General features: G+C 35.7%; 23 protein-coding genes. 12 read left to right on the forward strand and 11 right to left on the reverse strand.

What is annotated here, in order from left to right:
- Positions 1 to 14 precede the first annotated feature (14 nt).
- From PZ898_RS09410 to PZ898_RS09425, 4 genes are read left to right on the forward strand one after another with little or no spacing between them, the layout of a single operon-like run.
- The gene (locus tag PZ898_RS09410) at positions 15 to 1445 is read left to right on the forward strand and encodes an anion permease (protein WP_062674169.1); all 1431 of its coding nucleotides are present in this window, start codon (positions 15 to 17) and stop codon (positions 1443 to 1445) included.
- Between the two features lie 16 nt (positions 1446 to 1461).
- The gene (locus PZ898_RS09415; protein WP_062674167.1) at positions 1462 to 2118 is read left to right on the forward strand and encodes a succinate dehydrogenase cytochrome b subunit; all 657 of its coding nucleotides are present in this window, start codon (positions 1462 to 1464) and stop codon (positions 2116 to 2118) included.
- A gap of 11 nt (positions 2119 to 2129) precedes the next feature.
- Positions 2130 to 4046 (forward strand): fumarate reductase/succinate dehydrogenase flavoprotein subunit, encoded by a 1917-nt coding sequence (locus tag PZ898_RS09420; RefSeq protein WP_277695381.1) that lies wholly within the window; start codon positions 2130 to 2132, stop codon positions 4044 to 4046.
- 12 nt (positions 4047 to 4058) lie between these two features.
- Complete coding sequence (locus PZ898_RS09425; RefSeq protein WP_047434364.1) at positions 4059 to 4811, forward strand: succinate dehydrogenase/fumarate reductase iron-sulfur subunit; 753 nt, start codon at positions 4059 to 4061, stop codon at positions 4809 to 4811.
- Between the two features lie 67 nt (positions 4812 to 4878).
- Here PZ898_RS09425 and PZ898_RS09430 read toward each other — a convergent pair whose 3' ends face one another.
- From PZ898_RS09430 to PZ898_RS09450, 5 genes are all read right to left on the reverse strand, one after another.
- A complete protein-coding gene (locus PZ898_RS09430) occupies positions 4879 to 5649 on the reverse strand; it encodes a cyclase family protein (RefSeq protein ID WP_062674163.1) in 771 nt (256 codons plus the stop codon).
- A gap of 82 nt (positions 5650 to 5731) precedes the next feature.
- Positions 5732 to 6586, reverse strand: a complete 855-nt coding sequence (locus PZ898_RS09435) for a GLPGLI family protein (protein WP_277695382.1) — start codon at positions 6584 to 6586, stop codon at positions 5732 to 5734.
- A 67-nt stretch (positions 6587 to 6653) separates the two neighbouring features.
- Positions 6654 to 6860, reverse strand: a complete 207-nt coding sequence (locus PZ898_RS09440) for a hypothetical protein (RefSeq protein WP_123279333.1) — start codon at positions 6858 to 6860, stop codon at positions 6654 to 6656.
- 320 nt (positions 6861 to 7180) lie between these two features.
- Entirely contained in the window at positions 7181 to 8143 is a 963-nt protein-coding gene (locus PZ898_RS09445; RefSeq protein ID WP_277695383.1) for a hypothetical protein, read from the reverse strand.
- A gap of 61 nt (positions 8144 to 8204) precedes the next feature.
- Positions 8205 to 9218 (reverse strand): nucleoid-associated protein, encoded by a 1014-nt coding sequence (locus tag PZ898_RS09450; protein ID WP_062674158.1) that lies wholly within the window; start codon positions 9216 to 9218, stop codon positions 8205 to 8207.
- A gap of 524 nt (positions 9219 to 9742) precedes the next feature.
- Here PZ898_RS09450 and PZ898_RS09455 point away from each other — a divergent pair.
- The 5 genes from PZ898_RS09455 (at position 9743) to PZ898_RS09475 (ending at position 12254) form a co-directional block, all read left to right on the forward strand.
- The gene (locus tag PZ898_RS09455) at positions 9743 to 10099 is read left to right on the forward strand and encodes a hypothetical protein (RefSeq protein WP_062674154.1); all 357 of its coding nucleotides are present in this window, start codon (positions 9743 to 9745) and stop codon (positions 10097 to 10099) included.
- A gap of 82 nt (positions 10100 to 10181) precedes the next feature.
- A complete protein-coding gene (locus tag PZ898_RS09460; protein WP_262486817.1) occupies positions 10182 to 10313 on the forward strand; it encodes a hypothetical protein in 132 nt (43 codons plus the stop codon).
- 51 nt (positions 10314 to 10364) lie between these two features.
- Entirely contained in the window at positions 10365 to 10760 is a 396-nt protein-coding gene (locus tag PZ898_RS09465; RefSeq protein WP_062674152.1) for a hypothetical protein, read from the forward strand.
- A 137-nt stretch (positions 10761 to 10897) separates the two neighbouring features.
- The gene (locus tag PZ898_RS09470) at positions 10898 to 11494 is read left to right on the forward strand and encodes a hypothetical protein (protein ID WP_148045398.1); all 597 of its coding nucleotides are present in this window, start codon (positions 10898 to 10900) and stop codon (positions 11492 to 11494) included.
- Positions 11495 to 11624: 130 nt separating this feature from the next.
- The gene (locus PZ898_RS09475; RefSeq protein WP_277695384.1) at positions 11625 to 12254 is read left to right on the forward strand and encodes a hypothetical protein; all 630 of its coding nucleotides are present in this window, start codon (positions 11625 to 11627) and stop codon (positions 12252 to 12254) included.
- A gap of 36 nt (positions 12255 to 12290) precedes the next feature.
- Here PZ898_RS09475 and PZ898_RS09480 read toward each other — a convergent pair whose 3' ends face one another.
- Complete coding sequence (locus PZ898_RS09480; protein WP_216444033.1) at positions 12291 to 12803, reverse strand: thioredoxin family protein; 513 nt, start codon at positions 12801 to 12803, stop codon at positions 12291 to 12293.
- Between the two features lie 165 nt (positions 12804 to 12968).
- Between PZ898_RS09480 and PZ898_RS09485 the strand changes: the two genes are divergently transcribed.
- The 3 genes from PZ898_RS09485 (at position 12969) to PZ898_RS09495 (ending at position 14708) form a co-directional block, all read left to right on the forward strand.
- Complete coding sequence (locus PZ898_RS09485; protein ID WP_277695385.1) at positions 12969 to 13760, forward strand: AraC family transcriptional regulator; 792 nt, start codon at positions 12969 to 12971, stop codon at positions 13758 to 13760.
- Positions 13761 to 13915: 155 nt separating this feature from the next.
- Positions 13916 to 14335, forward strand: a complete 420-nt coding sequence (locus PZ898_RS09490) for a DoxX family membrane protein (RefSeq protein ID WP_123279326.1) — start codon at positions 13916 to 13918, stop codon at positions 14333 to 14335.
- 19 nt (positions 14336 to 14354) lie between these two features.
- Positions 14355 to 14708: a dimethylsulfonioproprionate lyase family protein gene (locus tag PZ898_RS09495; RefSeq protein ID WP_123279325.1), complete on the forward strand. Its 354-nt coding sequence runs from the start codon at positions 14355 to 14357 to the stop codon at positions 14706 to 14708.
- 77 nt (positions 14709 to 14785) lie between these two features.
- On the opposite strand, the gene PZ898_RS09500 is transcribed toward PZ898_RS09495, so the two are convergent.
- The 5 genes from PZ898_RS09500 to PZ898_RS09520 form a co-directional block, all read right to left on the reverse strand.
- Positions 14786 to 15895 (reverse strand): heparan-alpha-glucosaminide N-acetyltransferase domain-containing protein, encoded by a 1110-nt coding sequence (locus PZ898_RS09500; RefSeq protein WP_277695386.1) that lies wholly within the window; start codon positions 15893 to 15895, stop codon positions 14786 to 14788.
- Positions 15896 to 16227: 332 nt separating this feature from the next.
- Positions 16228 to 17178, reverse strand: a complete 951-nt coding sequence (locus PZ898_RS09505; RefSeq protein ID WP_277695387.1) for a hypothetical protein — start codon at positions 17176 to 17178, stop codon at positions 16228 to 16230.
- A 46-nt stretch (positions 17179 to 17224) separates the two neighbouring features.
- Positions 17225 to 17932 carry an amino acid racemase gene (locus PZ898_RS09510; protein WP_277695388.1) on the reverse strand — a complete coding sequence of 236 codons (708 nt, stop codon included), beginning with the start codon at positions 17930 to 17932 and terminating at the stop codon, positions 17225 to 17227.
- Between the two features lie 341 nt (positions 17933 to 18273).
- Positions 18274 to 20232 (reverse strand): hypothetical protein, encoded by a 1959-nt coding sequence (locus PZ898_RS09515; protein ID WP_216444027.1) that lies wholly within the window; start codon positions 20230 to 20232, stop codon positions 18274 to 18276.
- Positions 20233 to 21066: 834 nt separating this feature from the next.
- Positions 21067 to 22509: a LuxR C-terminal-related transcriptional regulator gene (locus PZ898_RS09520; protein ID WP_277695389.1), complete on the reverse strand. Its 1443-nt coding sequence runs from the start codon at positions 22507 to 22509 to the stop codon at positions 21067 to 21069.
- Positions 22510 to 22774: the final 265 nt, after the last annotated feature.

The raw sequence follows: 22774 nt of genomic DNA on the forward strand, positions 1-22774 counted from the left end.
AAATAGTTAGTATCATGAAAGAAATTAATATTAAAAACGTAGCGATCACATTTGTTGTTGCGTTGATCATATGGTTCATTCCTGCTCCGGAAGGTGTTGCAGAGAATGCCTGGCATCTGTTTGCCATCTTTGCGGCAACCATTTTAGGAATTATTCTAAAAGCTGCTCCAATGGGAACAATGTGTATGATGGCCATTGGATTTACAGCCCTTACGCAGGTAGTTGCTCCGGGAGATGCGGGGAAATCTATTACCAAAGCGCTTTCCGGTTTTGGAGATAAAGTAATCTGGCTGATCGGGATTTCATTCTTTATTGCCAGAGGATTTATCAAAACAGGATTAGGAAATCGTATCGCCTTTTTATTCATCCGAGTTTTTGGGAAAAGCTCACTGGGATTGGCTTACGGATTAGGACTTGCCGATGTTTGTCTTGCTCCTGCTATTCCTAGTAACACAGCAAGAGGAGGTGGAATTATCTACCCGATCATGAAGTCTATGGCCATAAGCTTTGATTCTGTTCCTGAAAAGCCGGAAACCCATAGAAAGCTAGGGTCATTCCTGACTTTGAACAGTTATTACATGAACCTGATCGCTTCCTCTATGTTCCTTACCGGGACAGCCAGTAATCCAATGTGTCAGAAATTTGCCGCTAACCTTGGTATTGATATTACATGGATGTCATGGGCAGCAGCAGGTTTTATTCCGGGTGCAGTAGCATTCTTTATCGTTCCTTTGGTATTGTATAAATTATATCCGCCAGAATTGAAAAAAACAGGGGATGCTCCGAAAATGGCCGCTCAGAAATTAAAAGAAATGGGGCCTATCTCAAGAAATGAATGGCTGATGCTGCTGGCATTCTTCATTCTGTTAGCCCTTTGGATATTTGGAGGAGCACTCTCTATTGATGCTACTACTACAGCCTTTATCGGATTAACATTATTACTACTAACCTCAGTATTAACCTGGGAAGATGTAAAAGGTGAAAAAGGAGCTTGGGATACGATCGTTTGGTTCGCTGTACTGGTGATGATGGCAAGTTCTTTAAATGAATTAGGTTTCATTGGATGGTTCAGTAATCTTATCAAAGTACAGATTGGAGGTTTGAGCTGGCAGGTAGCTTTCCCGGTTATTATTGTAGTATATTTCTTCAGTCACTATATTTTTGCCAGTGCTACTGCTCACGTAGCGGCCATGTATGCTGCCTTGCTGGGTGTCGGTGTTTCTTTAGGAATCCCACCAATGCTGCTGGCAATGATGCTTGGTTTCATGGGTTCAATTTACGGGGTACTTACTCATTACGGCCACGGTCCTGCACCGGTATTCTTCGGAAGCGGATATGTTGACCTGAAAGTCTGGTGGCTCAGAGGTCTTGAAATTGGAATCGTTCTATTGATCATTTATATGGTTGTAGGAGGATTGTGGATGAAAGTCTTAGGATATTATTAACCAATAAATCAAAAATATGTTATCAACACTGTCAAGAAAAATGCTGATGTGCCTTACAGGACTCTTTTTGGGATTCTTCCTGTTGATTCATTTCCTTGGAAATCTTCAGCTTTTTCTTCCACAAGAACAAGCGCACCTGCAGTTTAATGCTTATTCGCATTTTTTATCAGGAAATATCATTATCAAAATAGTCTCTTACGTTTTATATGCCAGTATTATTCTGCACGCAGTAGACGGACTGATGATTACTTTAAAAAATAAAAAATCAGGAGGCGGTTATCAAACGGACAGACGTGGAAGAGCTAGCAAATGGGCTTCCAGAAATATGGGAATCCTGGGAACATTAATTCTGATTTTCCTGGTGATCCATTTCCAGAACTTCTGGTATATCTATAAATTCGGAAATCCTCCTTTGGATGAAAACGGAAATAAAGACCTCTACATTCTGGTAGTGAATGTCTTTAAAGAATGGTGGTACGTTATCATTTATGTTGTATCAATGATCGCTTTATGCTATCACCTGATTCATGGGATCCATAGTGCTGTAAGAACTCTGGGATTATATCATCCTAAGTTTGTACAATGGTTCAAAACTATCGGGATTGCGTATTCAATCATTATCTGTGTAGGTTTTGCATTGATGCCTGTGTATGTATTCTTCACTTATCATTAAAAGGAACGATTATGATTTTAGATTCAAAAATACCACAAGGCCCATTGGAACATAAATGGGAAAATTATAAAAAGAAAGCAAAACTCGTAAACCCTGCCAACCGTAAAAAACTGGATGTGATTGTTGTAGGAACAGGATTGGCGGGAAGTTCAATCGCAGCTTCTTTAGGGGAAATGGGATATAATGTCAAATCATTCTGTTTTCAGGACAGCCCGAGAAGAGCACACTCTGTGGCAGCACAGGGAGGTGTGAATGCCGCCAAAAACTATAAAAATGATGGTGACAGTGTCTACAGAATGTTTGTAGATACCTTAAAAGGAGGAGACTTCAGAGCCCGTGAAGCCAATGTCTACAGAATGGCAGAATGTTCTTTGAACCTCATCGACCAGGCTGTTGCACAAGGTGTACCTTTCGGGCGGGAATATGGCGGATATCTGAACAACCGATCCTTCGGAGGAGTTCAGGTGAGCCGTACTTTCTATGCGCGAGGACAAACGGGGCAGCAACTTCTTCTGGGAGCTTATCAGGCTTTAATGCGACAGGTTGGAAAAGGTTCCGTGCAATTATTTTCAAGACATGAAATGCTGGATCTGGTTACTGTTGATGGGAAAGCCAGAGGAATTATCGTAAGGAATTTAGACACAGGAGATATTGAGAGACATGCCGCCCACGCTGTAATATTGGCAACCGGAGGTTACGGAAAAATTTATTATCTGTCAACCCTTGCCATGGGATGTAACGGTTCTGCCATCTGGAGAGCCCATAAAAAAGGAGCTTTAATGGCTTCCCCAAGCTGGATTCAGGTACACCCTACTTCCCTTCCGCAATCCGGAGATTATCAGTCCAAACTGACTTTAATGTCTGAATCATTACGTAATGACGGCCGAATCTGGGTTCCATTAAAAGAAGGGGAAACAAGACAACCCAATGACATTCCGGAAAATGAAAGGGATTATTATCTTGAAAGAAGATATCCGGCTTTCGGAAACCTTGCTCCAAGGGATATTTCTTCCCGTGCTGCCAAGGAAAGAATTGATGCCGGTTTCGGAATCGGGCCTTTGAAAAATGCAGTATATCTTGATTTTTCCAAAGCAATACAGGAACAGGGAAAAGATAAGATTAAAGAAAAATATGGAAACTTATTCGATATGTATCTTAAAATAACAGGATATGATGCGTATAAAGAACCTATGATGATCTCTCCTTCTGCCCACTTTTCAATGGGTGGACTTTGGGTAGATTATGAACTGATGACTACTGTTCCCGGACTGTTTGCTTTAGGTGAAGCTAATTTTGCCGATCACGGAGCCAACAGATTAGGAGCCAACTCTCTTTTACAGGCGTCTGTAGACGGATATTTCATTGCGCCTTACACGATTGCCAATTATCTGGCAGATGAAATTCACACCGGAAAAATTTCACCGGATACTCCTGAATTTGAACAAGCTGAAAAGGCTGTTAAAGATCAGATCAACAATTTCATTAATATTAAAGGAACCAAAACCGTTGATTATTTCCACAAAACTTTAGGAAAGCTCCTCTATGATTATTGCGGACTGGCCAGAAATGAAGAAGGGTTGAAATATGCCATTCAGGAAATCCGAAAACTGAAACAGGAATTTTACAAAGACGTAAGGGTTTCCGGACAGGGAGATAAAATGAATACCGAACTGGAAAAAGCAGGCCGTGTAGCCGATTATTTCGAAATCGGAGAACTGATGTGCTACGATGCCTTAACCCGTAACGAATCCTGTGGAGCTCATTTCAGAGAAGAATATCAGACTCAGGACGGAGAAGCTATGAGAAATGATGCAGAATACCAATTTATTTCTGCATGGGCATGGAAAGGGGAAAATGGTGAACCTGAAATTATTAAGGAACCTTTAATCTTTGAAGAAATTCAGCCAACGGTAAGAAGTTACAAATAAAAACAGAAAATTATGGATTTACATCTTAAGATATGGAGACAGAAAGACAGAAAAAGTGAAGGAAAACTGGTAGGTTACGACCTGAAAGGATTGAATTCTCACATGTCTTTCTTAGAAATGCTGGACACTTTAAATGAAAAACTGATTATTGAGGGTGATGAACCTGTTGAGTTTGATCATGACTGTCGTGAAGGCATCTGCGGACAATGCGGGATGATGATTAATGGTATTGCCCATGGTCCTTTGAAAAATACAACCACCTGTCAGCTTCACTTAAGGTCCTTTAAAGATGGGGAAACGATTCTGATAGAGCCATTCCGTGCTGAAGCATTTCCGGTGAAGAAAGATTTAAAAGTAGACCGTTCTGCTTTTGACAGAATTATATCTTCAGGAGGTTTTGTATCTGTGAATACAGGCCAGGCTCCTGATGCTACAGCAATTCCGGTGACTCACCAGACAGCTGAGGAAGCTTTTGATTCTGCTGCGTGTATCGGATGTGGAGCCTGTGTTGCCACTTGTAAAAATGGAAGTGCAGCTTTATTTACCTCTGCAAAAATCACTCACATGGCACTCCTTCCTCAGGGAAAAGAAGAACGAAGCAAGAGAGTGCTGGATATGGTGGCTCAAATGGATACGGAATTATTCGGGCACTGCTCCAATACGGAAGCCTGTGAAGTAGAATGTCCTCAGGGAATTTCTGTTTTGAATATTGCCAGAATGAATTTTGAATACAACAGAGCTTTGTTTTTCAGAAAGAAAAATTAATCTGAGAAAGCAAAGATGATCATAATTAAAGGACGAATTTGTAAATTCAAATTCGTCCTTTTATTTCTTATTCTATCATCGCCACTACTCTGGCGGGAGCAGCAGAACCGCCAACAATTTTAAGGGGAAATACACAGATTTTAAATCCGGATGGAGGTAGTGCGCCCAGATTTGTAAGCTGTTCGATGTGTAAATATTCTTTTTCGATGCCTACGCGGTGGCCTTCCCAGAAAAATTCAGGATCATTGAGTTCTTTGGCTTTCTGAGCCATATATTTCAAAGGAAGATCCCAGCCCCATTGGTCGATTCCCATTACTTTTACGCCCTGATCAATCAGCCATTCTGTAGCTTCTTTACTCATTCCGGTGCCTTTTTCCACAAAATCTGGAGTTCCCATCATTTTGTCACGATCCGTTCTGATCAGAACAATATTTCCTTCCTGAATGGTAATTCCGTTTTTATAGAGATCTTTTTTCAAATCCTCAACAGTGATAGCAACAAAATCTTCTTTATGCGTACAATCAATCACAATTCCGTCTCCATAGCACCATTCCAACGGAATCTGGTCTATGGTTTTGGCAGGCTTCCCTTCCACTACAGGGCCATAATGCCAGGGAGCATCAATATGTGTAGTAGCATGAAGTCCCATATTTTTGATCGTGTCATCTGCCCAGCCTGTCCAGTTTTTAGGAAAAAGCCTTGATGGAAGCCTCAATGCCAGACGAATCAGCCAATGTGATTTTCTATGGGCTTTATGTTTAATTTTCACCCGCATGAACCACGGATCTCCTGCATTGTATTGGATAGGTTTTGTCAGATCGACAAGTGTTGTTTTCATATGATTTAGCTAAGAAAACAAAGATAATGAATAAGGCAAAAAAACGAATAGATATTAGCAAATGAAAAAAGATCAGCCATTACTAATCTTTTTCTAATTCTAGTGGGTTTTCGTATTTTTTGTTTTCTTCCCTTTCTTTCTGTCTTTGTTTTAGCATTTCCTCTCCCTGTATAATAGTTGTTCCATAACTTGCAAGTACACCAGTGACATTAGCTTGAATATTTCTTTGCGCCTGTTTCAACTTCGCTTGTGTAGTTTCTGTAGCTCCAATATATCTACTTTTCTTTATATTAACTAATTTACCTTTCAATATAGAAGTAGGCGAAGATTTTACAAGTTCAAAATCATAATCACCTCTATCATCTGTTATTTTAATAATTAACCCTGGCAACCCATTAAATTTCATCGGACCGTAAGACAAAGGAATTTCAGGAGAATACCATGCTATCCAGTTCCGACCTTTAAACTTAACTTCTGCCTTCTTACAAATAATTGTATTAATTGCTTTGGTCTCATTCATAAGCTTCCAATTCTTTATTACAGGTTCTTTATACATAAGTAATGACATGAAAGCAGAATCAAAATACTGGATATCTTCAGTTGATTGTATAATTGTAAAGTTGAAATTTGTTTTTGGAATAACTGCTTCCTTCTTATAGCTGAGAGTTATGCTTCCATCATAATTTTTTGTTGTAACCCTTGAATTTTCCATTACCGAATCTCCTTTCAATGATATAGTACTTGCAAAAAATGCACGTTTATTTCCCACTTGTAATGTGAAAAGTTCTTCATATTGATTGTCAGTTCGTTTATCGAACTTAGCTCTTAATCGATACGTGAACTCACCTCTTAAGCTATCTTCTTTGTATGATTGGGTATAATATAAGACACTGTATAAGAATATTAAAACCTGAAATATTTTTTTATGATAATTCATGAGAGGTATGATTAATCTATAAATACACATATAGCAGAATGACTCCACTACGAGTGCTCAATTTATTTTATGCTAAATGTTGAGCATCAGACCCAGAATAAGTAGGAGTTTTACAGTAATTTTTTTCAATTTCATCCACCCAAGCATTTGCCTGTTCAGCGGTCCATTCTTGAGTAGTCGTTGCTGTAAAACCACATTTGGTAATTGCAATCCAAACCTCACCTCCTTTTACAGTTTTAAGATCTTCGCGAGTCATTTTTTTAAATTTTTTCATAAATATGTTTTTAGTAAGTATCAAATATATACAACTAATTCACATATGAAGGATATTTTTCATTATGTTAAGTAATTGTTTATCTGACACAAACATATTTTTTACTTAAAAATTTCCGTATAAAATTAAATTGATTTTTATCCTGTTACTTAAACAAAATGCATTCATTAAAAAAAATTCATTTGGATATTTTTTTATATGTTAAATAGTCAATGTCAAACAGAGACTTTACATCTAAAGTCTGAAAATATGTAATTTTTCTGATGTCATATTATCAGATTTAGTGGTTTTGCCTTTTTGCTATTTCGCCTTTTTACTCCCTAAACTCCTCTGGGAATCATAATCTTCTTCGGATCATCCTCATCATACATAATCTCAATAGTTCCCTGTTTAGGAATGGAAGAGAGCTTTAGAAAGCTGACAATTTTCTTATATACCGCAATATGTTCAGTTCCTCTGAAATCTTTAAAACTTACCTGAAACATGATTTGTGGCTGATTATTAACAAGAAGACCTGTCTCACTTACACTGATGATATTGGCTTCAGCATTTCTTCCTGAAAAAAGAATGCGTTCTTCTTTTGTATTTTTTAAAAGCCTGCCAAAAATCAACTGAAAAACCAAGACATACATAATGGTCATCACCCCGCTGAAAAGAATTGGATGCATGAATGTCAGAAACCTCCAGCCGAAATCAAAGGATTCTCTACAATAGAAATAAGAGTATAAGCCAATAACATAAGCAATCAATAATACAAGAAACACAATTCTTAAAATCATTCCTGATGTATTGAATCCCACTTTCTGATCGCTTAAAATAAAGTAAGGCTCCTTTGATGCCTGAGGATTCAGCAGTACTTTTACTTTGTTTCCTGCATCAAATCTTTTTTCGTATGGTTTAGAATCATGAAACATCGTTTTATGTTCTATCACCGTATTGCTGAGATTAGGAAATGAAAGCGTAACCTGAATGAGGTTCATCTTTTTCTTAGCAATGTATTTGAGGAGTTTATAATCAATGATTTTGGCTTCTCTTGGAATTCCGTTTCTAAGAATAGACTTTATCGTATTTTTCTCTTTAAAAGTTGTAATGAAAAGCTTATTGATAAAGAAAATAATCACATATCCCCATATTAACAAAGAAAAACCGAGATACCCATAGCTCACCGCTAATGAATTTCTCGGTTCTGTTGCCAGCTCTTCACTCATCATATAAATGAAAATCGGAAAAGGAACGCAGAAAAAAAAGAGAAAAATTCCCCAGAAAATGATCATCAATTTCATAGCTGTTATTTTGTAATCAGCAATAAAGTTATGATATTATTATGGAACCGGAGATTTCTTTTTATACCTCTTTTTCGAAATAAAGTCTGTAATATTTTCCTTTATCATCCTCACCCATCTCGATTTTTTGTCGGTCTCCGTGGATGTAGATATGGAAGTTTTTATCTAATTTAATAATACTTTTAAAGTGTCTCTGTGTCTTTTTCACCGCAGCTTCACTGATTGGAAATTCCTCGGCAATATTCACCTGCATATCCTGTTCGTAATCTGTTTTAAAGTTCACAAAACTTTCAATTACATGCTCATCCCCCAGTACTTCATTGGCAAATTCATCCAGCTTAAATTCTTCTTTTTCCTTGAAGAAATTGATAGACTTATTCAGGAAATCTGCCTGGTCTGCTTTGGAAACTTCAAATTCCTGAGGAAGTTGTTTGGTGATATAATCTTTATACACCATCAGGGCTTCCTGCGTGTGGAAATATTCGTCATCACGCTGTTTTACTTTCAGAAAATCTTCGAACCAGTAGTACATATCCCCGTTTTTGTTGTTATCAACTACAGAAAGTACATATCCTGTTTCTTTATTGTTGTTGTAGATCAAAGCTGCTTTATCAATTTTGGATAAACCAATACCCTGGTCTTTTTCAATATCAAATGTCTCTTCAGCAGGATTGATTTTCAGGAAAGATTCTCTCTTCTCCGTTTTAAAAATCCCGATTTTATCCACTCTGTCCGGACGGTCGCTTTCATCTTCGAAAAGTACGATGAAAAGCTCTCCACTCTGAACTCTCGGGTTCTCAGCAGCCTCGAAAAGATGTTTGGCAATATTCTCAGATTCCCAGATAAACTTGGATTTATCATCAAAAATTTCAGATACTGCACTGTAAACCGGATTATTCACCAGATAAGTGTCACTGTAAAAATGGAAGGTTTCTTCCGATTTGAAGGATCCTAAAAAGTAATCTTCAAGCATTTCTGCCATTCCTTCTTCCAGCTTCAATTCCTCCTGGGAAAGTGTCAGCGAATCTCCGTTGATCTTATTTCCGACTCTGTGTACTATTATTTTTGAAAACATTTTTCTGAATATTTGGACTGCAAAGATATTCATTCTTATCCTTACTGCGAAACTTAAAAAATGTCATTTTATACTACTCTCTTTTAACCACCCCGTCAAAAATTCTTTGAATTTTCGCCACCCCTCCAAAGGATGGGAATTATCAGTCCTCAGATTAATAAGAAGGTGTGATAGCAGCAATTTTTGTCTTTTTATTTTTTCCAAATTGATAAAACCCTTATCATTTTGACAGGCTTTTTTGTTTAAAAAACTCAACTATAAAATCATAATTTATTAATTACCAACATATTAATTACATTCTATTTTCATCGGAATACCATTGGCATCATGATTTGAAAACATAGAAAAATGGACTTAAAGACTTTAAACAGAATCGACAAGCTCAGAAGGTTAAAAAGCAAAGGACCTGCAACTCCAAAATGGCTTAAGCCCTATCATATGCTCTTTTTTGCTTTTTTAACCATTTTCATTTTTGGAGCCTTCATCAAAATGCTCGAACACTATCACCATTAAAATATAATACGATGAACTATTTACAAGCCGTAAAGGAAATCACTGATGTGGTTCCCGATTTTGAAAACGAAGTAAAAGAGATTAAAATTCAAAACTCATACAGCATTATCCGCACCTTCACGGAACGTATTAAAAACATGATCCGACAGAATGACAGAAATCTGCTGTTCAGAAGTTTACAAAAAATGGACAAAATTTATACTGACGGAGACACGGTACTGAAGAATGCTATTGAAACTACTTTTATTTATTCTCTGGACAATTGTACCGCTTTCTGCAGTGAAGAATACAGAAAAGTGATTTTTAGTCACATTTCTGCCAACCTTCAGAAAGTATATTCAAGACAAATTTACACTCACGGCATATAACCGTTTTGTTACATTTTTTATCCGTTTCATTACAAAGTGTTTAAATTAAACAAAAATAAAAATAACTCACAATCAATAGATTATGAAAAATAAAATCAGAAGAATTTCAGACTGGAAAACCTGGAAAACCACTACTAACAGGCACAATGCAGAAATATTACTCACTCACATCGCTGTGATCGTCGGAGTATTTATTTTTGCAGCCTGTCTTTAAATTTTGGTATACATTTCGCTGCAATATAAAGTGTTTGAAAAATTCTTAATTATGATGAAAGTACAAATGCAAACTATTAATCAAAAAATAGCTGTTGAATACTTAAAATTTTTCTATCCGCCACTTCGCAATGAAATCACCCAGCTGTCTGTACAGGACAATTTCGCCGGGATCATGCAGGCTACCGTGAATTATCTGAAGCACCTGCTTCAGGAATCGAAGATCAATATCATTGCCCATCATATCAAGCTGATGGACTGGATCTACAGAAACGGGAATTCTTATGTAAGAACCATGATTGAAAACCTTTTTGTAAGATCTTTCGAAAGTTTTAAAAAACATGCAAAGATCCAACATTGGAAACTTCTTTACCAATATATGCCTGTAAGCTTTCAGATCATTTATAATGAACAACAGAAGCAGGATCAGATGTATTTTGGAAAATAAATGAAATTAAAAGACGAAAAGGCGAATCCATACATTTGCTCTTTCGTCTTTTTACTTTTGGTGCCTGTTACAGGGAATTTTCACCCTATTCTATTTCACAAGTCCGTGTAAAAGGCCTATTTTAGCAAAAAGTACCGATGAAATACCCATTTTATATTGCGATGCTGTCGTTATCGATGATCTCATGTGAGAATAATGACAATACGATTGATGATCCGAGACCTGTTGATAAAAATGTTTACCAGTTTCAATTTAAAAGCTATGTTGTAAAAAATACCGTGTTGTACCAGGGGGCAAAAGGAGAAAAATCTACTCCGGATGAATCTTATCTCAACAAGTATTGGAGTCTGTATCAGGAACCCGCCTGGGAAAAAATAAGCCTTGATCTTAAAAACAAGACTATCAAGTTGCTGTCAGAAACCTCAACTACAGATTTTACTTACAGTTTTACCATGATGAATGATTCCGTAATGATCAAAGAGAATAACAATAATAAGCCAACTTACATTGGTGATTTCCATAAAGACACTTCTTCGTTCACTTTAAAAAGAACGTACAGATATGTTAAAAAAGTCCCCCGAGATGATCATGACGCCCTATTGATTACTAAAAGCGCTCATTTTGGGACCACCCAATACGAAAATATTTTTGTCAATATATTTTCTACTCCTTCTGAAATGATCAAAACAGGAGATCAGGTTTTATGGAGCAATATTGAATATTCTTATAAATAATTGTAGTTACCCCTCATTTCTTAATTATTAAACTAAAAAAACTTCCTGTCTTATTAAGATCCAGGAAGTTTTCATTGATAAACCTTCTATAATAATATATGTCAAAGATCGTTTATTGATAAACCATACCATGAAAATAAAATTTTCACTATTCTTTCTGTTTTCATTATACTTATTCAATGCCCAGATTTCCGACCAGCTAAAACAACTTATCGACCCTATAGATAAAGAATATTTTGACTTAACGATTAAAGAGGATTATGATACAGACAAGTATTCCAAATTATCCGAAATGTATAATGAAATTGATAAAACAGCAACCAATGATCAACTGTTTTATTTGGCGGTTAACGGAAGTACATTTATAAGAATCAATGCAATATCTTCTCTTATAGATAGAAATGACAAAAGGATTGTAGATTTATACCGTTATTATTCTAAGTTTACCTTAATCTATTATCAGAAAATGGGATGCGTGGTCACGGCTCAGGATATGGCATTAAGCAGTATACGGGGAAAGATTATGAATAAAATTAAATATTATGAACTGTATAAGCATATGAAAACACAAAAAAATTGGGAACTTCTATTTTCTAATGAAGACATTGAATATTATAAAAAATTCAATGTGGGTGATTTTAAATCGTATGTAAAAGCATGTGATGAAATCGACAAAAAATTTATTCCAGAAAGAATAGAAACCAATGATTCCATCAAAGAAATATGGAAAGATAATAAACTTCATGTACCTTCATTATAAAAATAAATCCCAGGTAATATTCCCGGGATTTTATTTTTATTTCTTTACAAAGACTTTCTCTATAATCTGTGACTCTTCATTACTTAGTTTTGAGGCTTTCCCCAGCTTGGCAATGAAAGTGGTTACTTCTTCCGGTGTCGCAGGTGATCCCAGATTTTCTCCTTTAGCATCAAAAGAATCTGCCAATACTTCTCCTTTTGGATTTAGAATCAGCCAGAAAGGAAGCCCCGCATTTCCGCCTTTATATTTATTCATAAGTTCCTGCCCGCCTGGATTTTCAAGGCTCTTCTTATCACCTCTTTCCTGAACGTCTACATATGCGGTGACAAATCTTTTATCAAAAATAGGTTTGGTTTCAGGGAGATCCATATTCTTTTCCATCATTTTGCACCACTTGCACCATGAAGCATGGAACACCAGTAAAACATTTTTCTTTCCTGCTTTAGCTTCTGTGAAAGCTTTATTTAATACAACATCTGCATTTTCCTGTGCTGCTCCCAACTGGAACAGTAACAAGGTTGCAACGATAATAATTTTAGAGTATTTCATTCTGAATTTTTATTTAAAACTTAAACGAATTTAGGTATTTTTATCAATAATATAATTCTAGTTTTCAATCATTTTAGTTAAACATTTTGTAATTTCGCCTATAGCAAAGAAATTTCTTTCACAGTATAAAAATAGAAGTACCCCAATCTCTAACAGGTCTGCAAAATGATTGAAATAAAAAAATATTCTCATCAGTCCGGGCATTCTGAACCAAGAAGAGTCATCAGATACACCTTATTCTGGTGCCAGTCCGGAAATGCAGAAATTCTGATTGATGAAAATATTTTCATCATGACAGCCGGGCAAGTTGTAACGATTACCTCAGGGCAGTTCCATCAGTTAAAATCGGTGAAAGGAGAAGTGACTGCTCTGGAATTCACGCTGGATTATTTCTGTAAAAGCGACAATGATATTGAGCTTATTTTCCACAACGGACTTTTCTGTCATTTTGGAATGAATGAAATGATTGCTATACAAAACCCTTCATTTTTTACTGAAACGCTGAATGTTATTGAAAAAGAAATTCAGGAACAGCCTTACCAGTATCTGATCTCTACGCATTCTATGGTTGAATTGCTATTGGTGGAAATCAACCGCAATAAAATTGCCAATGGTGATGAAATCTGGAAACCGGATGCTTTATTTTTAAAATTCCTTGAAAGTGTAAGAGATCACTTCCAAGACAATTATCAGGTCTCTCATTTTGCAAATCTTCTTGGAACGACTGAAGCCAAACTGAATGAGATTTCAAAACTTCATACCAACAAAACGGCTCAGAATGTGATCTACAGTCTTACCATCTCCGAAGCCAAAAGACTTTTACTCTACGAAAAACTTACCGTAAAAGAAATCGCCTACCAGCTAGGCTTTAATGATCCTTTCTATTTTTCAAACTTCTTTAAAAAACATACCTCACGTTCTCCAAAAGAGTATCAGAAAGCGGTAAAGGAAATGTAAAAAAAGGAGTTTCAGTCTGAAGAAAAAAAATTAACAGCCTCTTATTAATTTCCCTCTTCCCTCAGATATTATATGCTTTTTCCAGAATTGTCTATTCTTTAGGTAACGGCTTTCGCTGAACTTTGTACTGTAATTAAAACCTAAAAATTATACGTATGAAAACGCAACAGGATACCGCCGTTTTTTTATTAAGAATTGCTCTGGCTGTCGGATTTTTATCTGCTGTGGCAAGCAGAATGAATCTTTGGGGAGCACAATCTTCCGGCTGGAAAAATTTTGTTCATTATACCGCGGAAACCAATTCATTTTTACCACAATCTTGGGCAGCCATTATTGCAATATTATCTACCATTGCTGAACTGTCAATCGGAATCCTGCTTCTTTTAGGTTTTCAGATAAAAAGAACAGCAACGTACGCCTCTATTCTCACTTTATTTTTCGCAATAGCCATGAGCATTTCTTTTGGAATTAAAGAGTCTCTGGACTATTCAGTCTTCGCATTCAGTGCCGGAGCGTTTCTTCTGCGTACTTTTCCCCGTTACGTATGGAGTTTAGACCAACTTTTACATCAATAACAATTAAAATTTACATATTATGAACACCAACATCCACGATTACATCGTAAAAACAGAACAGAAAGAATGGCAGCCTTTAATTGAGAAAGGGATTCATTATGAAGGGATTTTTGTAAAATCTTTGAAATTTGATCCTGAAAAAAAACGTTCTACCAGTATTCTTTTAAAATTTGAACCAGGAGCCAGCTATCCTTATCACAATCATCCTGCAGGAGAAGAATTGTTTATCATGGAAGGTGATGCAATTATTGCAGGAGCCCGGCTTGAAAGTGGTGATTATTTATACACTCCTCCAAATTTTAAACATGCCGTGAAGTCAGAGCAGGGCTGTATCATTCTTTTTATTATACCGGAAGAAGTGGAAATTCTTTAGGCTGATAGCCAGATAAAACCACAGTAAAACTTTTTTACTGTGGTTTATTATAATTCAAAAAAATAGGGTTGGATTTATTATTTCAAAGCTGTTTTGTCCGGTGATAGTGAATTGAAATCTATTAATGTTTTTTTCTTTCTTATAATATCTACCAAAGTCTGTACTGAAAATGTGAGCATGATATAGAATAGAATAAGTACTGATACATATCCAATTTCATGTTGTCTGTATCCGAAAATTCCTTTTCCCCATGAGATCAGTATCCATTGGATCATATACATTGAGGTTAAATTTTTACTGCAGTATTTTAAGACACGTATAAAACGATTTTCTTTAACTTTGGTAGTCATGGTATTGATTAACCATAAAAATAGTAAAGTCCAGCCTGCAAAATAAATAACACCTCCAGGACCCATATGATAAAAACCGTTGTAATTATAATCTCCATATAGAAAAACCAGCGGTGCTCCTATAGCAATGAACAATAATCCTACATACAGCATTTTTCTAAATATTTGTTTGATATCGTAGTTCAGTTCCTGAAACCATTTCCCGAAAAACATTCCGATGATGATAAAAGCCATCCATGGAAAAACAGGAAAATACACGTAGGCAGGATAATCGGTATTGAAAAGAAGATCCAGGATATAATTGATCACAGGATAATCAAGAGTAAGTCCGCTTACCTCTCTGGATATCAACGCAACGAATAAACCTAATGCCAGAATGATATATTTATTTTTCACATACGCCCTGATAAAGCCGGCAAATAATAAAGACATCCCCGCCAGCTGTAAAATATCACCCAACTGTACCAGATATACATACTGTTGCTCGATAGGTGCATGCCATCCGTATTTCTGAATAAAATTATCGGGAGCAAAATTAAAAATGACAGGAATCATAAACTTCATAAAATTCATCAAGAGGCCTCCAAATACCAATAAAACACCTCGTTTTAAAGCACTTTTAAGACTTTGATGGCTGGAAGTCATGAAAGTAATTCCCATACAGATCAGAAAAATGGAAGTTCCCCTTCCAAGAAAAACAATAAAACTGCCGACAGCTGTTTCATATTGTGATTTTACATTGGCATACACCAATAAAGTATGTATAATGATCATTCCGATGACACTTATACCCTTTATTATATCCAGAGTAAGGATTCTTTTGTTTTGTGATTCCATAGTTTTTAATGAGAATTTGGATTAGATGGACAAAATTGTATTCATTAATGATTTTCTTAAATTATATTTTTATTTATTCTAAATAAAAATCAAATATACAAATTAAAACCACTTCTCATAATTCATGAATCAATTTTCATAAAACAGTAATACTTACTCCACTATTAATTAGAATAATATTTCCAACGTTCAAGTATGTAATTTTCCCTTGAACTGTCCGAAAGTGAAACGGTTAATACTCCCTATCTTTTAATAAAAAAACTCTTCCGGACGGAAGAGTTCTTATCATATCTAAACTTATAACTCGGAAACATAATGTGATCTTTTAGAAATCATAGCCCCGAACCAAGCATTTTTATCCAGATCGGTTTATACTCCGGGTTTTTAATACCTTCCGTATGATAGGGATTACCATGAACAGGCTTATTGGATTGCTGACTAATAGGCTGATCTAAAGCAAAAATATTCTCTGCAGGAATATGAAGTTCTTTACAAATTTTCGCTAGCTCTGTTGCAGCACCTTCTTTCACATGGTAGGTTGCAAAAACATTTTGGGGTGATGTCACCAGTTTTTGAGAGTACCAGCCTGCAATTTTTTTTGTTTTAGAATCACTGTAATCCCAGCCACCAGAAAAGCTGATAATTCTTGCTACAGACTCATGCTGGGCAATAAATTCAGCCATTCCTCCACCCTGGGATTGACCATCTATGGCAATTTTGCTCCAAAGAGGTTTACCTGTGTTCTGATCCAGATATTGAGACCAGACACCCTCTTTATCATTTTTCGACAAATACTGTAAAAGTTTTGTCAGGCGAGGTACAATGGCATCCTGATACTGATCCGGAATAGGCAGAAAAGTATTATCACCATAAATACGTTTCCTACGAAACTCAGCAGCACAGTCAACATTTTGACTCAAATAATCACCTTTACAGACCTGCGAAACTCCAGGTGCACTCATAAAAGAGAGTGCAATAATTCTGTATCCCTGGTCCAATGCTGTTTTAAAAAAGCTCTGAGGAACATGATCAGTTGATCCTCCGGTTCCCGTAAGCCATAACAACACTTTATTGTTTTTAATGGCCTTGTCATAAATTACACGATGCGCACTGTCCCAATTCTTTACTGAAGGGTCAGCTTCACTGGGTTTCACCTTGAGTCTTTTATATGCTGAAAAATCAATAGTCGGACTTACCTTTTGCGCTGTCAAATTTGCGGACAAACTTACCATGACAAGTAAAATAAATGTCGCAATAGCAGATAACGAAATCTTTTTCTCCATAATATATATAATTAAATCAAACAATTAAAAACTCTTTAAACAAATATTAAAACTCAGATCTCAGGATAAAATCTACTCCCATTTGAGCATGTAGCAATGTGGTATTGAATATCGGTATATTCAGATCATTTTGCCCTATAATAAGGGGAAATTCAGTACATCCTAATATAATACCCTCCGCACCCTTTGATTCCAGAATTGCAATCTGATCCAATATGTATTTTTTTGTTTCAGGCTTTAAAATACCAAGAGACAGTTCTTTTTGTATAATGGTATGAAGCTTTTCTCGGTCTTTCTCTTGGTCGGGTACCATTATATCAATATCATATTTATCTTTTAGGATTTTTGCAATAAATGGCTCCTCCATGGTAAATATTGTTCCAATAAGCCCAACCTTACAGAGCCCTTTTTTCCGGACTGCAGCGCCTATTGCATCTCCAATGTGCAGTATGGGAATCATGCTATGCCGTTGCACATCGTGATACACTTTATGAGGTGTATTGGCACAAAACATTGTGGCAGATGCTCCGGCTTTATACAACTGATCACAAGCCTCAATCAGCATTCTTGCTATTGCATCCCATTGATCCGACTTTTGTAACTGATGCATACAATACTGATCAAGATTTACTAATACAAGAGGAGGATTTGTATTATTACCGAAATGATCATTGATGGTTTGATTCAGGTACATGTAATATTCCAGCGTTGAATGCCAGGAAAGACCTCCGATAAGACCTAATTTTCGTAACATAGGATGCTGCATATTTTGATGATTTTCTATAGAACTTGTATTGTAATTAAACATAAATTAATTGAAGTATTTTTTATTTTTATCTTAATAATATTTCATATAATCTTTAAATTATTCATTCCTAATTTCAATTACCTTAAAATTAGGCTATGATCCATTGCAGATTATACTCGTAATGAAAAATAAGCTATACCAAAAAGCATAGCTTATTTTTATATCTTGAAAATGGTCTCATATCAAAAACCTATATTGCAGATTTTCAACAAATAAGAAATCCTTATCTTTCTATTTACTAAATTACAGATCTTATATTTCTATATTTTATTGATAAGATATGCTACTTATTTCCCTAAATAAACAAACATATTCACACTTAAGCTTTGAGGCTGTATATTGATGGACTGCTGCGCTACACCACCGTTTACACTATTTGTGTTAAATGAATGGGAGTGCGGATTCTGGTATAATACATTAGTATTAACATGATCAAGATTTCTCGTACCTGTACCAATTTTTCCAGCTAAGAAGGTATATGAATAAGTATCAGTTGCTGGTCTACCATTGTTATTGATAATATCATACTTTATAGTAGGCTCAGCAGAACTGGTTGTACCGGATAACTGAAAATCAGGCAATTGATTCCTTGCTATTATACGGGAGTTGTTACTGTTAATACTTCCCAATCTTGTACCATCCTGTACTAAGTAAGAGTTACTGGCATTAGGAATATATGATGCAAAACCTAAAGAATTTGCCGCAGCTCTTTGAGTAGTAGTCAGACCACCTGTTGGTCTTCCATCTAGTTTTACCCATCCGTTATGATCAGAAACTGAAAAACTTGCCTTAATATCTCCAATATTAGCTGAGCTTACTCCAACAGTACCCCCATCGGTAGATCTCCAGTAAGAATTACTGAAAACATATTCCAGTGCTTTACCATTGGGAACGGTAACGCCATCCAGTGTAGCTCCAAATCCTCCTGTAGTATTATTATAAACGATCAGTCTCTGGCCCGCATTTGGAGCTGCTGGAGCCGAAATAGCCACATTTGCTGTAGCAGCACCAGTGAGCTGTACCTGGCTTACGTTAGGCGGAACGGTAACATTATTACCAGAAACAGTTAGTACAGTTTCACGATTGGTAATCGCTCCATTCACATCCATTGCTGTACCCGGGGTTGTGTTAACACCTACATTCCCCCCCGCTGGATTTAACACCAGAGGAAGTCCTGTAGTAGCTGTTTTGTTCTGGCTTGAAATATAAGATCCATAAGGAGAGTTTGCATAGGTTCCGAAATCAAGAGCATGATTACTGTTTCCATCAACCCGAAGTGTGGCATTGGTAGTTGCTGTACCCAGTGCAGAAGGCTGGGCATTGCTCCCAGCTACCACCAGTTTATTAGTGGGGGTCACAGTCCCTACTCCAACATTTCCGTCTGAGGTAATACTCACTTTCTGAGTATTATTGGTAGTAAATCTCAGATCATTAGCAGTAGTGGTCCCCACAGAAACTACACCTCCTCCGATATAGGATTTAAAATTAACTGTACCATTGGTATGATTCAATCCAAAGCTATTATCTGGTGTACTGATAGTAAGTTTGGTATCGGGTGTTGTGGTGCCGAGACCTACACGGTCATTAGCCGCATCCACAGAAAAGGTACTTCCATCCACAGAAAATGCATTGGTCTTTGTACCTGTAAATGCTAAGGTATTTCCTCCCTGTATTACTCTTCTGTGACCAGTAATAGTACCATCCGCATTATAAATATTGACAGAAGAAGCTCCCCCTGAACCACCATTAATAGATCTCCATCCAGAGTTACTGTATATATATTCTAAAGCTTTACCATTGGGAACAGTAACGCCATTCAAAGTAGCCCCAAACCCACCTGTGGTATTATTGTAGACAATAAGGCGCTGACCTGCATTAGGAGCTGCAGGGGCTACAACAGCTATGTCAGCGGTAGCTGACCCCGTAAGTTGTACCTGACTTACATTAGCTGGAATAGTAACAGAATTACCTGTAACATCCAATGTTGTTTCACGATTGGTAATCGCTCCGTTCACATCCAATGTTGTACCGGGAGTAATTGTACCAATCCCCAGATTACCATTGGGGGACATCATCAAATCATCTTTAGCCTGAGCTGCAGTAGGTACTCCTGTGGGTGGGTTATTTTTTAGCCCATCAACGCTAAGTATTCCCTGAGGATTCGCTGTATTAATCCCCACTTGTGACTTGGCCAACAGGGAAAAGATAACAAACATACTTGTTAGTAATAAATTTTTTTTCATCATTTGTGAATTAATTTTAAAAAATTAGTTAATATTAAAAAAAATCATTTGTGTGTGAATAATGTTATAAATAACATCAACAATATTAGAACACTTAAAATGAAGCTCAAAATAGAACCATACAACACACATGCATTTCACATACATCAATAGTACATCACATCTCAAATACTATAAAACTCATATAAAAGCATTACTAATTCACAAAAACAATATATTTAATATACCTGCTATATTTTTATAAAAATTACAATAATTTACTTGTTTATACTTAACAAAAAGTAAATTGAAAACGTCTGTATTCAGAGTTAATAATATAACAAACAGTTATTTATTTTTTTTCAATCATAGAAATAAGGAGTATTGCTCCCAAATAATAAATGATCAAATTAACTGGTTAATATGCCTGAAGTAAAAGTAGACAGCAAAGTTCCGAAATGATATTGGACATCTATTACCATTCAAAAAAGAAACATTTTGATTAATTGAGAGAATTATCCTTAAGCTGCTTATTAATCGGTATGAAAAAGCTAACCGGAAAGCTCAGCAGCTAAATTCTTTTTATGATAAATTTATTAAAAACTCAAAATTCCAATATGATAAGAAAAAGTATTAAATTCCTTGACGATAACTCAGAGGAGAAAATAATGTAATGACAGAATCTCAAGTACCTGAAAAAAAAAAAAATTCTACCCTATTATCCCCTTAATCAAATAATAGATTATTTATAACATAATAAAAAAACATTTTCTTAAAGTTGGCATTAATTAAATTAATAGATATAAAATGAAAATCTATATAATACAAGGCTGAATGTTTCATTATGCTATTCAAAATTTATGGCTCCGTTATAGATCTGAAAAAAAGATACAGATCTGTCTCGCTTTCCAGATTCAGTTTTTTCCGTATCCTGTATTTTTTTGTCTGTACAGATCTGTGCTCCATAGAGATACAATGTGCAATTTCCTTTGAAGAAAAGCCTAGCCATATCAAAGCACAAAAAGCTAAATCCGACTTGGAAAGATTAGAATTTATTTTTAACAATTCCTTATATAGCTCCGGATAGGTTTCCTGAAATTTTGGAAAAAAATCAACCTTTTTTTCTTTGGCAAGTTGAATAATATGCTCATAATTTTCACTGAGTTTTCTTTTTAAGTCTTTTGTTTCCTTTCCTATTTCAATAATTATTTTTTCGCTTTCCGCAAGCTTCTTTTTCTTTTTTCTTATACGCAAATAAAAATAAACAGCAATTAAAATAACTAAAAACATGGAGATACCACTATACCACAAAGCGGTATTATTTTCATTTTTAAGTTGAGCCTTTTCATTTTCCCTTTCTTTATTCAATATGTTAATGGAAAGATCTATGGCTTGGTTTTGGTTGGCATCCAAGCTGTCTTGCAATAAGATCGATTTGTTCAGATATTCATTTTCTTTATCAGAATTACCTTCTTTTTTATAAAGTGTAGACAATTCCTTATAATTGTCAAGAATAAGCTTGGGTCTATTGACCTGTTTTGCAAGCCCGATCGACTTCTTAATTGAATCGATAGCCTCGCTGATTTTTCCCTGACTGTGCAGAAATACCCCATAGTTCTGTAAAACAACAGCTCTCTGGTATTTGTTATGTTTGAAGTTCCTGGTTTCTAAAATCGTAAAAGCTTTTTGAAAGTAATACCAAGCAGAATCAGGCTTCGATTCAAATAAAGTATAGTGTTGTGCAATATTAGCTATATCGAGAGGATTTGCATCTATTTTCATAGATTTATGAAGATAAATAATGGCAGAATCAGGGTGTTTTATCTTATACATGTATACAGATCTGGTTGAATAGACATAGCGTAAAAACAGGCGGCAGTCCCGGTTATCTTTTCGCAGCTTCAAACCATAATTCATCGCTTTTGAATTATATTCCAAAGCCAACCTGCTCACATCCATTTTACTATAAACCTGGGCATACTCCTGATTAATTTTACCAAAAAGAAAATTATTATTGCTTTTCCTGGATATATCTTCAGCCTTCTTTAAATATTCCAGCCCCTTCTTTACATCACCTCCAAATATCAACCGGTTGGCAATATTGGTATACCCTATTGCCTCTCCTTCACGGTAGCCAATCCGGATTGCTTCTTTTATGATGCGTTTATTCCAACGAATAAGATCATCATCGGATATTCTTGTCCGAAGTACTTCGTTTGTTTTTATCAGTAAAGTATCAATATTACTTTCTGTATAGTGTTGGGACAATAATTCCGAACAGCACAGTAGTAAGGAAAGCAAAATTATTTTATTGATTTTTTTTAAAAAGAACATAATAATAAATAGTTAATTGAAGATAAAAAACTACTGATTAAGGCATAATCATTACAGAAAAAAACATGGCAATACTTCCCTATCCATCACAATTTTCCGTTCCATGTAATACAGTTATTATAAAATTCACCCTTTTCCGGATGATATTAATTTTTATGCAAAATTCAAAATCTCACGAGGAGATCAGTGGGTAACTTTTCTTATACACGTATCTATTTTATTTTTCACAAGG

This window comes from Chryseobacterium sp. WX (assembly GCF_029542485.1).
GTDB lineage: Bacteria > Bacteroidota > Bacteroidia > Flavobacteriales > Weeksellaceae > Chryseobacterium > Chryseobacterium cucumeris.

What these genes read in the sequence shown, in the direction of transcription:
- PZ898_RS09410 (WP_062674169.1), top strand. Translation starts at nt 15, where the DNA reads ATGAAAGAAATTAATATTAAAAACGTAGCGATCACATTTGTTGTTGCG.
- PZ898_RS09415 (WP_062674167.1), top strand. Translation starts at nt 1,462, where the DNA reads ATGTTATCAACACTGTCAAGAAAAATGCTGATGTGCCTTACAGGACTC.
- PZ898_RS09420 (WP_277695381.1), top strand. Translation starts at nt 2,130, where the DNA reads ATGATTTTAGATTCAAAAATACCACAAGGCCCATTGGAACATAAATGG.
- PZ898_RS09425 (WP_047434364.1), top strand. Translation starts at nt 4,059, where the DNA reads ATGGATTTACATCTTAAGATATGGAGACAGAAAGACAGAAAAAGTGAA.
- PZ898_RS09430 (WP_062674163.1), bottom strand. Translation starts at nt 5,649, where the DNA reads ATGAAAACAACACTTGTCGATCTGACAAAACCTATCCAATACAATGCA.
- PZ898_RS09435 (WP_277695382.1), bottom strand. Translation starts at nt 6,586, where the DNA reads ATGAATTATCATAAAAAAATATTTCAGGTTTTAATATTCTTATACAGT.
- PZ898_RS09440 (WP_123279333.1), bottom strand. Translation starts at nt 6,860, where the DNA reads ATGAAAAAATTTAAAAAAATGACTCGCGAAGATCTTAAAACTGTAAAA.
- PZ898_RS09445 (WP_277695383.1), bottom strand. Translation starts at nt 8,143, where the DNA reads ATGAAATTGATGATCATTTTCTGGGGAATTTTTCTCTTTTTTTTCTGC.
- PZ898_RS09450 (WP_062674158.1), bottom strand. Translation starts at nt 9,218, where the DNA reads ATGTTTTCAAAAATAATAGTACACAGAGTCGGAAATAAGATCAACGGA.
- PZ898_RS09455 (WP_062674154.1), top strand. Translation starts at nt 9,743, where the DNA reads ATGAACTATTTACAAGCCGTAAAGGAAATCACTGATGTGGTTCCCGAT.
- PZ898_RS09460 (WP_262486817.1), top strand. Translation starts at nt 10,182, where the DNA reads ATGAAAAATAAAATCAGAAGAATTTCAGACTGGAAAACCTGGAAAACC.
- PZ898_RS09465 (WP_062674152.1), top strand. Translation starts at nt 10,365, where the DNA reads ATGATGAAAGTACAAATGCAAACTATTAATCAAAAAATAGCTGTTGAA.
- PZ898_RS09470 (WP_148045398.1), top strand. Translation starts at nt 10,898, where the DNA reads ATGAAATACCCATTTTATATTGCGATGCTGTCGTTATCGATGATCTCA.
- PZ898_RS09475 (WP_277695384.1), top strand. Translation starts at nt 11,625, where the DNA reads ATGAAAATAAAATTTTCACTATTCTTTCTGTTTTCATTATACTTATTC.
- PZ898_RS09480 (WP_216444033.1), bottom strand. Translation starts at nt 12,803, where the DNA reads ATGAAATACTCTAAAATTATTATCGTTGCAACCTTGTTACTGTTCCAG.
- PZ898_RS09485 (WP_277695385.1), top strand. Translation starts at nt 12,969, where the DNA reads ATGATTGAAATAAAAAAATATTCTCATCAGTCCGGGCATTCTGAACCA.
- PZ898_RS09490 (WP_123279326.1), top strand. Translation starts at nt 13,916, where the DNA reads ATGAAAACGCAACAGGATACCGCCGTTTTTTTATTAAGAATTGCTCTG.
- PZ898_RS09495 (WP_123279325.1), top strand. Translation starts at nt 14,355, where the DNA reads ATGAACACCAACATCCACGATTACATCGTAAAAACAGAACAGAAAGAA.
- PZ898_RS09500 (WP_277695386.1), bottom strand. Translation starts at nt 15,895, where the DNA reads ATGGAATCACAAAACAAAAGAATCCTTACTCTGGATATAATAAAGGGT.
- PZ898_RS09505 (WP_277695387.1), bottom strand. Translation starts at nt 17,178, where the DNA reads ATGGAGAAAAAGATTTCGTTATCTGCTATTGCGACATTTATTTTACTT.
- PZ898_RS09510 (WP_277695388.1), bottom strand. Translation starts at nt 17,932, where the DNA reads ATGTTACGAAAATTAGGTCTTATCGGAGGTCTTTCCTGGCATTCAACG.
- PZ898_RS09515 (WP_216444027.1), bottom strand. Translation starts at nt 20,232, where the DNA reads ATGATGAAAAAAAATTTATTACTAACAAGTATGTTTGTTATCTTTTCC.